Here is a 10,589-nt window from a genome sequence, read left to right as displayed (position 1 = left end):
TCCAGGACCGTGGTGCCGGGCCGGGCGAACTCCGGCCACAGGCGCGGGATGTCGACATTGCCGTAGGTGGCGTACGTCGGCGTCGGGAAGGCGTCCCGGCTCAGCCGATGGGTTCGCGCAGCTCGGTCCGGACCCGGACGGTGTCCCTGGCGATCGCGGCGAGGTCGATCTCCGACGCCTCCTTGGTCGCCGAGTCGGCGGTCACCAGGGCGACGGAGGCATTGGTGTTGTCGTCGGCCCACGCGCACATGGGCAGGGGTGTGCTGGTTCCGTCGGTCTGCTCGGCGGTGATCACCTGGCAGGTGATCGTCACCTCGCTGCCGGCGGGGGTGAAGTCCTCGGCCGGGACGGACAGCACGGCGCCGTCGGCCTCGGCCGCCCCCTTCAGGATGCTCTCCCGCGCCTGATCGGGGTCCTTGATCCGGCCGGAGAGGCCCGAGACGACGAGCACTCCGGCCTTCGAGGTCGAGGTGTACTGGGCGACGGTGCCGCGCGGGTCGCGGATGTTGGCCTCGCTGACGTTGCCGGTGAGTTCGGCCTGCCGCTCCTGAGACTGGTCGTCCGCCAGGCGGTAGTCGCCGTCGAGGAGGGTGGGCGCCGCCCGGAGGCGGTACTCGGCGGCGGGGAACGCGCCGGAGCCCCCGGCCGGTCCGCCCTTGAGCGCGCTGTCGCTCGGAAGGTTGCCGTACCAGACGAGCCCCGCGAGCAGCCCGGCACCGGCGGCGACGCAGCCGAGGATCAGCCAGACCCCGACCTGCCGCGGGGGCTTGGGCGGCCCGCCCGGCCCGGTCGGGTACGGGACGTACCCGTGGCCGGGCGGCCGGGGCCCGGGCGCGCCCGGGTAGGGCGCCGGGGCGGCGGGGTGGGGCGCGCCCGCGTACGGCCCACCGCCGTAGGGCCCGCCCGCGTGCGGGGGTTGGCCGTACGTCGGCCGGCCGTACGGGCCCTGGCCGTAGGGGGGTTGGGGCGGCTACTGCCCCGGCTGCCCGGTCGGGGGCTGCTGGGGCGGCCCGGCGTACGGGGACTTCGGAGGCGGCATGGTCATGATCGCAACGCTACACGGAGGGATCCCGCCGCCCGGTCCGTACGGTCAGCGGGTGGTGCAGCCGCCGTTCTCCTGCCGGTGGGGCCGGGAGGCCCAGCCGCCCGGGTGGAACCGCTCCCGGCGCGCGGTGCCGGACGCCCGGGTTTCGGCCGGTGACCTGATTAGGTGTGGGCCATGGCCGATTCGCTCATCTGCACCACGTTCCCGACACCGTCCGCGTCCGCCGCCGGGCAGCCGGTCCTCAACCGGCGTCTGCGCAACGGCGCCTGGGTCGTCACGGTCGGCGGACCGCTCGGCGTCCAGCAGTTGCCGCCGCTGCGTCACGCCCTCCAGGAGTGCCTGGCGGAGGACCGGCGCTCCCTCGTCCTCGACCTCTCCGCCACCCACTCCGCGGCCCACCCCGAACTCCTGGCACTGCTCGGGGAGTTCAGGTCCCAGACGGCGGTGTACGCGGCCGGGGCGCCGACCGCCCTGCGGTCGCTGCTGGAGGGCGCGGCGGACGGGACCGGGGTACGGGTGGCGGGGTCGCTCGGCGAGGCGCTGGACGCGGCGGGGCCGGCGGCACCGGGGGCGTGCCCCTGACCGTCCGCCGGGGCGCGGCAAGGGGGTGCTCAGCCGAGCGGGCTGGTGTCGAGGCCGCTGAGCAGGTGGTCCGGGTCGGCGTAGACCGCGCGGGCGCCCGCCCGTTCCAGGTCGACGCGCGGGATGCCCCCGCACAGCAGCCCCACGGCGGGCACGCCCGCCCGGGCGGCGGCCTGCATGTCCCAGACGGTGTCGCCGACGAACACGGCCGAGCGCGGTTCGGCCCCGGCCAGTTCCAGGCCCTGGAGCACGGGTTCCGGCGCGGGCTTCCCGGCGGAGACGTCGTCGGAGCTGGTCGTCCCGTGCACGGCGTCGTCCGCGTCGATCGCCCGGCGCAGCGCGTCCAGCTCGGGCCCGCTCGCCGAGGTCACCAGGACCACCCGCCAGTCCCGGGCGGCGAGGGTGCGCAGCAGCTGCCCGGCGGAGGCGAGGGCGGGCAGGCGGTCGAGCCACTGCCCGTAGACGGTCCTGTGGGCGGCGGCGATCACCGCGTCCTGGTCCGTGTCCCGGTCCTCGCCCAGCAGATGGCCGATGAGATCCATGGAGCCGAGGCCGACCGCCCGGTGCACGGAGTGCATGGGGATCCGGTGCCCGGCCTGGCGGAACGCCTCCCACCAGGCGACGACATGCAGATGGTTGGTGTCGGCGAGGGTGCCGTCCACGTCGAACAGCGCCGCACGGGTCATGGACCGCCTCCTGGTTCATGGGCCCGGGGCGCGGGGCCGCCCCGGGGTCCGGGCCCACCTTCCAGGGTGCGGCACGGGCGGCTCCCGCGCGCCCGGTCCTGGTCCCGGGCGCGGTCACGACCACGGTCGCGCTCGCGGGACCTGCGGAAGGCCCGGAGGGCGAGCAGCGGGAAGCAGACGAGGCCGACCAGGGTCGGCAGCAGGGCCGACCGGCCGACGTCCGAGCCCCACGGCCCGGCCAGCAGCTGCGCCCCCGCGAGGAGCGCCAGTCCGGCGTAGACCCAGGCCGTCCACGCCTCGGCCCCGGCGTCGCGGTGGGCGCCGGGGGCCGGGGAGACACGGGTTCGTCCCATGCGGACGCGTCTACCCCGTCACGCGGGCTTCAGCGGCGGCGACCGGTGCGCAGGGAGTTGCCGACACCGGCGACGTGCAGGGCGAGGAGCATCAGACCGAGCAGCATCACATTGGTCGAGGAGAAGACGTCGTTCGTGCCGATGTCGGCGGCGTTGATCAGGAAGGCGATGAAGAACAGTACGGCGGCGGCTATGGCCAGCATGGGACAACTCCCTGTTTCCGGAAGGGGGACGGTCTCGGTGCAACGGCTCGTGTGCCCCCGGATCCCGTGCGCAGACACGTTCCGGACACGACCTGACGCCTTCGGGCCGCGGACCGATGAGTTACGGGGCCCGCGGCGGTCAGTACGCGTAGTGGTTCACCCCTGTGAGGAGACGGACATGTCCGAGACCGACACCGCGACCGACACCCGCACCCTGGAGGCACCGGGTGCGACTGTGCACTACGACGTACGGCGGCCCGAGGGCGGCGACGGCGGCGGCGGCGGGCGGCCGCTGATGCTGATCGGCTCCCCGATGGACGCGGCCGGGTTCGTCACCCTCGCCTCGTACTTCCCGGACCGGACGGTCGTCACCTACGACCCCCGGGGCTCGGGGCGGAGTGTGCGCACCGACGGCGCCACGCAGACCACCCCGGAGGAGCACGCCGACGATCTGCGCCGGGTGATCGAGGCGGTCGGCGCCGGGCCGGTCGACCTGTTCGCGAGCAGCGGCGGCGCGGTGAACGCGCTGGCCCTGGTCGCACGGCGCGGGGACCTGGTGGCGACCCTCGTCGCGCACGAGCCGCCGGCGGCCCGGGTGCTGCCCGACCGCGAGGCGGTGCTCGGGGTGTGCGAGGACATCCACACGACCTATCTGCGGCAGGGGATGGGCCACGCGATGGCGAAGTTCATCGCGGCGGCCGGCCGGCAGGGCCCCTTCCCGGACGACTGGCGGACCGAGCCGGCGCCCGACCCGGCCGCGTTCGGTCTGCCGGCCGAGGACGACGGCTCCCGCGACGATCCCCTGCTGGGGCAGAACATGCTCGGCTGCACGGGCTTCCGGCCCGGTACGGAGGCGCTGCGGGCGACCCCGACCCGGCTCGTCGTGGCGGCCGGCAAGGAGTCGGAGGGCGAGTTCCCGGCCCGGGCGGCGGCGGAGGTCGCCCGGCTGCTGGGCACGCCGCTGACGGTGTTCCCGAGCCACCACGCGGGTTTCCTCGGCGGCGAGTACGGCCGACAGGGCGCGCCGGCGGAGTTCGCGGAGACCCTGCGGGAGGTCCTCGCCGGGTCGGCCTGAGGGCGGGGGCCCTGGGCGGGACGGTCCCGGCCTCAGGGCGAGGCTGCGTCCCGAGGCGGGCCCGTCCCGAACCGACCCCGGCCCGGCTGCGGGGGCACGGTGCCTAGGCTGAGACCGTGCCCGTGACGCCCCCGACACCCCCGCGCCCATCCGCCCCCGGTACGCCCGGGGCCCCGCGCGCGGCGGGCCGCGAGACGCGGTCGCTGCCGGTGGTCGCCGCCGGGGCGGCGGAGACGCCGTTCGCCATCCGCGCGTACGACGAACGGGTCACCTGCGACACCACCTGGGGCGAGCACTCGCACCCCTTCCACGAGCTGCTGTGGAACGAGCGCGGCGCGTCCACCGCGGTCGTGGGCGCGCGGGTCTGGACGATCACCCCGGCGCTGGGGCTGTGGATGCCCGCGGGGACCGTGCACTCGGGGTCGGCGGTCGCCGGGACGTGGTTCCGGGCCGGGTTCTTCGGCTACCACACCACGCCGTCCCTCTCGAAGACCCCGGTCGCCGTCGAGATCACCCCGCTGCTGCGCCTGCTGCTGGAGCGCCTCGGCGAACCGGGCCTGTCCCCCGCCTCCCGGGCGACCACCGAGGCGATGGTGCTCGACGTCCTGGAACCCTCGCCGCGCGAACTCCTGGTGCAGGCGCCCACCTCGGCCCTGCTGCGGCCGATCGCGACCGCGCTCGCCGGGAACCCGGGCGACCGGCGCACCCTCGCGGAGTGGGCGGACGAGCTGGGCGTGAGCACCCGGACGATCACCCGGGCGTTCACCGCCGAGACGGGGACGAGCTTCGCGCGCTGGGTCGCCTCCGTCCGGGCGCAGCACGCGGTCGCGCTGCTCACGCTCGGCCGGGAGGTCGAGGAGGTGGCGGAGGAGGTCGGCTACCGCTCCGCGAGCGCCTTCGGCGCGGCCTTCCGGCGTACGACCGGGCTGACCCCGGGCACCTTCCGGGCGCCCTGAGCCGGGGCCGCGCGTCCCACCAGCCCCTGGAGGCACGGACACCTGTCCCGATTGCTACAAGCGGTGTCACAAAGCATCGATTGCGACATCGAACACCCGTCTCCTACAGTGCGGCCAAGGCAAGCCTTACCTCACTCCGGTCTCACCCGGGCCGTCCGCTACCGCCGCCCCGCCGGCCCGTCCACCTCACCCGCCTCATCCACCTCACCCACCTCGCCTCCACCGGGACTCCGTATGCCCAGCAAGACCCCCGCCGCCACCGTCGCTCCCACGGGCGGGTTCACCGAGCTGCGCTCGGGCGCCGAGCTCCGTGCCCTGCTGGGCGAACCCCACCCGATCGTGATCGACAAGGTCCACGACCGGCTGACCGACGACGACACCGGCATCCTCGCCCGCGCCCCGTTCTGTCTGCTGGCGACGGCCGACGCCCGGGGCGCCTGCGATGTCTCCCCGCGCGGTGACGCCCCCGGCTTCACCCGGGTCCTCGACGCGGGGACCCTCGCCCTGCCGGACCGTCCCGGCAACCGGCGCGGCGACAGCCTGCACAACATCCTGGAGAACCCCCACGCCGGGCTGCTGTACCTCGTGCCGGGCAGCCGGGACGTCCTGCGGATCAACGGGCGGGCCCGCATCCTCACCGACGCGCCGTTCTTCGACGCGATGACCGTGGCGGGGCGGCGACCGGCGCTCGCGCTGCTGGTCGAGATCGAGGAGATATACCGGCACTGCTCCCAGTCGCTGACCCGGTCCGGCCTGTGGGACCCGGCGGCCCGGCAGGACGTCTGACCGGCCGCCGCCCCCGGTGGGCGGGGTTTCACCCGCGCGGAGCAGCATGACGCCCCGGGGCGGGGGCACACGCCCGGTGCCGGAACGTCCCAGCCAGGGGCACCCGGGCTCCGTGGCGGTGGCTGCCGGTCCCGAGCCGGCGGCCACCCGGAAGCTCCCACCGGTCTCCGGGCGGGGGCGGGCGCGGGGCGGGGAGTCCCACTCGGCATACTGACCGGCCATGGACACCCGTGCCGTGACCCGCGTGTACACGCTGATCGCCGCCGTGCTGTCGCTCACCGCAGCCCTCGTCGCCGCGGGCGGCGCGTTCGCACTCGGCGGCCCGGTACCCGCGCTCCTCTCGGGCCCGTTCACCGGCGCGGCCGCCTGGTGCGGGACGCTCGTCATCCGCCGCCGCGTCTTCGCCGGACTGGAGAGCGCGTCGGCACAGGCGTCCGACCACGGCTACGGCGAGGGCCTGTCGGCGGCGGCCCTGCGCGGCGTCACCGCGTACGAGTCAGCCGCCTTCCCCCTCACCGGCCCGGACGGCGTCACCCCGGCGGAACGCACGGCCCGCCGGACGATCGCCTACCGCATCTGCGCCGACGAGGGCCTCCCGCATCCCGTCCGCACGGCCGCGGCAGCGGCTCTGGAGGCCATCGACACGGGCCGCGACCCCGACCGCGCCCGCGAGGCCATCCGCGCACTCGACCTGACGATCCGCCACGCCCCGGCGGGGTCGCGACACGACGGCTGACGGGGCCGGGCGGGCCCGGTGCCGCGACCGGGCGGGGCCGGGCACGTGCCGGACCGGGCCCCTCACCCGGACGGCCCACGCGTGATGGTGACCACCGGCCCCCGCCCGCAGCATGGCCGGGCCGCGTCCCTTCGGGAAGCAGGCCCCATGCCCGCCGGAAGGAGCACAGGTGACCACCGACGCGAACGGCCCGCAGCCCGGCATCGCCGCCGCCCACGAGGAGATCCGCCGCCGGTACCCCTTCGACGACACCCGGGACGCCGACGACGAACGCCGGGGCTTCCTCGGCACCGCCGCCGAGCGCCTGATCCGGGCCGAGGACGGCCGCGTGGTGTGGGACCTGGACGCCTACGGCTTCCTCACCGGCCAGTGCCCGCCCACCGTCAACCCGAGCCTGTGGCGGCAGAGCGGGCTGGTCGCCGGTGACGGGCTGTTCGAGGTGGTGCCCGGCGTCTACCAGGTGCGCGGCTTCGACCTGTCCAACATGACGCTGATCGAGGGCGAGCGGGGCGTCTTCGTCGTCGACCCGCTGATCTCGGCGGAGACCGCGGCCGCCGCCCTCGCGCTGTACCGGGAGCACCGCGGCGACCGCCCGGTCACCGGTGTGCTGTACACGCACAGCCATGTGGACCACTTCGGCGGGGTGAAGGGCGTCCTCTCCCGGGCGGAGGCGGACGCGGGCGTCCCGGTCGTCGCCCCGGCCGGGTTCCTGGAGCACGCGGTGAGCGAGAACGTCTACGCCGGGACCGCGATGGCCCGCCGGGCCGCCTACATGTACGGCGCGGCGCTCCCCAAGGGCCCCCGCGGCCAGATCGGCGCGGGCCTGGGGCCGACGACCTCCACGGGCACGGTCACCCTGATCCCGCCGACGCTGGAGGTCACCCGCACCGGGCAGACCGAGACGATCGACGGCATCCGGTTCGTCTTCCAGCTGACCCCCGGCACCGAGGCGCCGTCCGAGCTGAACCTGCATCTGCCGGACCACGCCGCACTGTGCACGGCGGAGAACGCCACCCACACCCTGCACAACCTGCTGACCCTGCGCGGCGCCCAGGTCCGCGACCCGCACGCCTGGGCGGGCTATCTCACGGAGACGGTCCAGCTCTTCGGCGACGCCTCGGACGTCGTCTTCGCCTCCCACCACTGGCCGGTGTGGGGCCGCCCGCGCGTCCTGGAGTTCCTGACCCGGCAGCGCGACCTGTACGCGTATCTGCACGACCAGACCCTGCGCCTGCTGAACCAGGGCCTCACCGGCCCGGAGATCGCGGAGCGGCTGGAGCTGCCCCCGGCTCTGGAGCGGTCCTGGCACACCCACGGCTACTACGGCTCGGTCAGCCACAACACCAAGGCCGTCTACCAGCGGTACATGGGCTGGTTCGACGGCAACCCCGCCCACCTGTGGCAGCACCCGCCGGAGGCGGCGGCCGAGCGGTACGTGGAGTTCATGGGCGGCGCGGACGAGGTGCTGCGCCGGGCCCGGCAGTCGTTCGAGGAGGGCGATCTGCGCTGGGTGGTGCAGGTCGTCGACCACGTCCTCTTCGCCGACCCGGAGAACGCGGGGGCCCGGGAACTCCAGGCCGACGCCCTGGAGCAGCTCGGCTACGGCAGCGAGAACGGCACCTGGCGGAACTTCTTCCTCACGGGCGCGCTGGAACTGCGCCGGGGCGCGGTGGGCACGCCGGTCGTCGCGACGGCGCCCGACCTGATGAACGCGCTGACCCCGGCCCAGCTCTTCGACTCCCTGGCGATCCGCGTCGACGGGCCGCGCGCCTGGGACGCCGACCTCACGGTCCGCTGGGTGCCGGCGGACGCGGAGCCGGTGACGATGCGGCTGCGCAACGGGGTGCTGACGTACTTCTCGGGGCCGAGTCCGGAGGCGGCCGACCCGCAGGTCGAGATCGCCCTCGGGGAGGCGGAACTGCGGGCCATCCTGCTGGGCACCGCCGATCCGGCCGCCCTGGCCGCCGAGGGCCGGGTGCGCGTCACCGGCGACCCGGGGGTGCTCACCGAGCTGATGGGCCTTCTCGACGAGCCGGACCCGGACTTCGCGATCGTCACCCCCTGAACCCGCGGCCGGGCGCCCGGGACGTGCCGGGCGCCCGGCCGGTCACCGCATCCAGGCCCGGTACTCCATCACGTCCCCCGCCTCGGCCCCGTACGCGGGCTGGTCGGCGGTGAACGTGGTCTCCAGGCCGAGGACGGTCCCCGACCCCGGGTCCATGATCAGCATGCGGCGGACGCCCGGGGGCGCGTCGCCCCCCTCGTAGGTGTACGCCTGGCCCGGCCTGCCGAGCCGGTCGGTGACCTGACCGGCGGGCCGCAGGCCCTCCGCGTCGGCGAGGACGCGGGCGAGGGCGGCGGACTCGCGCGCGCCGGGCGTCCAGTGGTCGAGGAACACGGCGACGGCGTCCAGGAGTTCGGGCGTGGTCAGCTCCTCGTCGTGGACGGCCTCGGTCAGATACGCGCGCAGCCGGTCCGGCCGGTTCGGCGGGGTGGCGCCCGGGGGCGCGTCGGTCCAGCTCGGCGGGTGGGTGACCTCGGTGACGTCCGCTCCGCCGTCGACCGGACGCGGGGTGCCGCCGTCGTCCCGGAGGGCGGGGGCTCCGGTGTCCCGGGGGTCGGTGGGGACCACGAGTTCGATGCGGCCGCCGTCGGGCTGCCGGCGGACGAGGCGCTCCTCGGCGTGGGTGACCGGCGGCTTCCCCTCGGCCATGCCGAGGCTCCAGGTCCGTACATGGGTGCCCTGGAGGAGGCGGGGCGTGCCGTCCCCGGCGGCCGCGTGGGCCCGTTCGGCGAGCCGGTCCAGCGGCAGGCGGGCGGAGTCGGCGCGCACCTCCAGGGGCGCGGGGGCGGCGACGGCGGGCGCCGAGCCGGAGTCCGCGAGCAGCAGCGCCGAGACCGTCGCGATCACGGCGGCGGAGGCGGCGAGGCCCCAGGCGACGCGCCGGGCGGGCCGGCGGTGGGCGGACCCCGGGTGCGCGGGGCGGGCGCCGTGCCGCGTGCGGGCGGTCTCCGGTGCCGGGGCGCCGGCCAGCAGCCGTTCGAGGCCGCGTTCGGCGCGGTGGTCGAGGGGTCCGTCGCCGAAGTGGGGACCGTGCTCCGGGACCGGGTCGGCCGCGCGCAGCAGGTCGAGTTCGTCAGCCATGGCGGTGTTCCTCACGGGGAGCGGCGTCGGACGAGGGGGTGAGGGGCCCGGGCCGGGTGGCGGGTGCGGGGCGCGCTTCGGGTGCGGGCAGGCCGTCGCGGGTGGTCGGCGCGGGCACGCCCTCGCGCACGGGCACGCTCTCGCGGGCGGGCGGCGGGCCGCCGGCCGGGGCGGCCGGGGGCCCGGCGGGGCCGGTCGCGCCGGGGCGGATGCGGTCGATCTCGCCGCGCAGCCGGCGGCGGGCCCGGTGCAGCCGCATCGCGGCGGCCCGGCTGCCGCAGCCGAGGGCGACGGCGACCTCGTCGACGCCGAGTTCCTCCCACGCGGTCAGGCGCAGCACCTCCTGGTCGGCGGCCGAGAGGCGCCCGAGGGCCTCGTGCACCCAGGCCCCGGGGGTCTCGGCGTCGGGCCCGGGACTCGCCTGCCGTCCGGCGGCCGCCTCCTGGTTCCCGAGCCGGTCGAGGAGGCGCCGGCGCCGGCCGTGTCCGCGTATCGCGTTGGCGAGGCAGTTGCGGGCCACGCCGTAGAGCCAGGGCAGCGGCTCTCCGGGGAGTTCACCCCGCCGGCGCCAGGCCACGGTGAACACCTCTGCCACCACTTCCTCCACCTCGCCCGTCCGCCCGTCCAGTCGCCGCGCGACATAGCGGCTGACCGCCCAGTAGTGCTCGCGATAGGCAGCGGCGAAGTTCTCGTCGTTGCTCATGTCCTCTTGGTGTCCGCCACCCGTCCGATCGTCACGGCCCGCGCATGTGACGCGCGTCGCTCCGGATCAGTGTGACGCCCGGGCCGGTGGCGGACACAGGCGGGGCGTGAAGAGGATCAGAGACACGAGGATCAGAGACACCAGGGTCGTCACCTGGCTGACGACCACCGACCACAAGACGATCGGCACCCTGTATCTGGTGACGTCGTTCGGGTTCTTCTGCGTCGGCGGTCTGATGGCGCTCGTGATGCGCGCCGAGCTGGCCCGTCCGGGTACGCAGATCATGTCGAACGAGCAGTTCAACCAGGCGTTCACGATG

11 protein-coding genes and 3 pseudogenes are annotated in these 10,589 nt (G+C 75.7%); 7 read left to right on the top strand and 7 right to left on the bottom strand.

All coding sequences use genetic code 11. The annotated features are described in order from the left end of the window. Both ABZ457_RS29960 and ABZ457_RS29955 read right to left on the bottom strand, forming a co-directional pair. Positions 1 to 92, bottom strand: a pseudogene (locus tag ABZ457_RS29960) (metallophosphoesterase); the annotation flags it as partial. A gap of 8 nt (positions 93 to 100) precedes the next feature. Continuing rightward, entirely contained in the window at positions 101 to 451 is a 351-nt protein-coding gene (locus ABZ457_RS29955; RefSeq protein WP_359164014.1) for a hypothetical protein, read from the bottom strand. A gap of 768 nt (positions 452 to 1,219) precedes the next feature. On the opposite strand from ABZ457_RS29955, the gene ABZ457_RS29950 reads away from it, so the two are divergent. Then, positions 1,220 to 1,627, top strand: a complete 408-nt coding sequence (locus ABZ457_RS29950; RefSeq protein WP_359164008.1) for a hypothetical protein — start codon at positions 1,220 to 1,222, stop codon at positions 1,625 to 1,627. A gap of 29 nt (positions 1,628 to 1,656) precedes the next feature. Here the strand turns inward: ABZ457_RS29950 and ABZ457_RS29945 are convergent, their stop codons facing one another. Genes ABZ457_RS29945 through ABZ457_RS29935 form a run of 3 tightly spaced genes read right to left on the bottom strand, consistent with a single transcriptional unit; the run spans position 1,657 to position 2,869 of the window. After that, positions 1,657 to 2,313 carry an HAD family hydrolase gene (locus tag ABZ457_RS29945; RefSeq protein ID WP_359164006.1) on the bottom strand — a complete coding sequence of 219 codons (657 nt, stop codon included), beginning with the start codon at positions 2,311 to 2,313 and terminating at the stop codon, positions 1,657 to 1,659. Next, a complete protein-coding gene (locus tag ABZ457_RS29940; protein ID WP_359164003.1) occupies positions 2,310 to 2,666 on the bottom strand; it encodes a hypothetical protein in 357 nt (118 codons plus the stop codon). The genes ABZ457_RS29945 and ABZ457_RS29940 overlap by 4 nt, the downstream gene beginning before the upstream one ends. Positions 2,667 to 2,695: 29 nt before the next feature. Then, on the bottom strand, positions 2,696 to 2,869 hold the full coding sequence (locus tag ABZ457_RS29935) for a hypothetical protein (RefSeq protein WP_359164001.1): 174 nt from the start codon (positions 2,867 to 2,869) through the stop codon (positions 2,696 to 2,698). Between the two features lie 178 nt (positions 2,870 to 3,047). Between ABZ457_RS29935 and ABZ457_RS29930 the strand changes: the two genes are divergently transcribed. From ABZ457_RS29930 to ABZ457_RS29910, 5 genes are all read left to right on the top strand, one after another. After that, positions 3,048 to 3,944 carry an alpha/beta hydrolase gene (locus ABZ457_RS29930; RefSeq protein WP_359163998.1) on the top strand — a complete coding sequence of 299 codons (897 nt, stop codon included), beginning with the start codon at positions 3,048 to 3,050 and terminating at the stop codon, positions 3,942 to 3,944. Between the two features lie 203 nt (positions 3,945 to 4,147). Next, positions 4,148 to 4,900, top strand: coding sequence for an AraC family transcriptional regulator (locus tag ABZ457_RS29925; protein WP_359164011.1), 753 nt, complete (start codon positions 4,148 to 4,150; stop codon positions 4,898 to 4,900). 234 nt (positions 4,901 to 5,134) lie between these two features. Further along, the gene (locus ABZ457_RS29920) at positions 5,135 to 5,686 is read left to right on the top strand and encodes an MSMEG_1061 family FMN-dependent PPOX-type flavoprotein (RefSeq protein WP_359163996.1); all 552 of its coding nucleotides are present in this window, start codon (positions 5,135 to 5,137) and stop codon (positions 5,684 to 5,686) included. A 220-nt stretch (positions 5,687 to 5,906) separates the two neighbouring features. After that, positions 5,907 to 6,422, top strand: coding sequence for a hypothetical protein (locus ABZ457_RS29915; RefSeq protein ID WP_359163993.1), 516 nt, complete (start codon positions 5,907 to 5,909; stop codon positions 6,420 to 6,422). 169 nt (positions 6,423 to 6,591) lie between these two features. Further along, positions 6,592 to 8,487 carry an alkyl sulfatase dimerization domain-containing protein gene (locus tag ABZ457_RS29910; protein WP_359163990.1) on the top strand — a complete coding sequence of 632 codons (1,896 nt, stop codon included), beginning with the start codon at positions 6,592 to 6,594 and terminating at the stop codon, positions 8,485 to 8,487. A gap of 42 nt (positions 8,488 to 8,529) precedes the next feature. Here ABZ457_RS29910 and ABZ457_RS29905 read toward each other — a convergent pair whose 3' ends face one another. Further along, on the bottom strand, positions 8,530 to 9,567 hold the full coding sequence (locus ABZ457_RS29905) for a CU044_5270 family protein (RefSeq protein WP_359163988.1): 1,038 nt from the start codon (positions 9,565 to 9,567) through the stop codon (positions 8,530 to 8,532). A gap of 208 nt (positions 9,568 to 9,775) precedes the next feature. Beyond that, positions 9,776 to 10,270: pseudogene (locus ABZ457_RS29900) on the bottom strand (sigma-70 family RNA polymerase sigma factor); the annotation flags it as partial. A 145-nt stretch (positions 10,271 to 10,415) separates the two neighbouring features. Between ABZ457_RS29900 and ABZ457_RS29895 the strand changes: the two are divergent. Next, positions 10,416 to 10,589 (top strand): annotated as a pseudogene (locus ABZ457_RS29895) (cbb3-type cytochrome c oxidase subunit I); the annotation flags it as partial.

The sequence above is a fragment of the Streptomyces sp. NPDC005805 genome (genome assembly GCF_040630445.1).
GTDB lineage: Bacteria > Actinomycetota > Actinomycetes > Streptomycetales > Streptomycetaceae > Streptomyces.
This window is presented reverse-complemented; position numbering and strand designations above follow the sequence as displayed.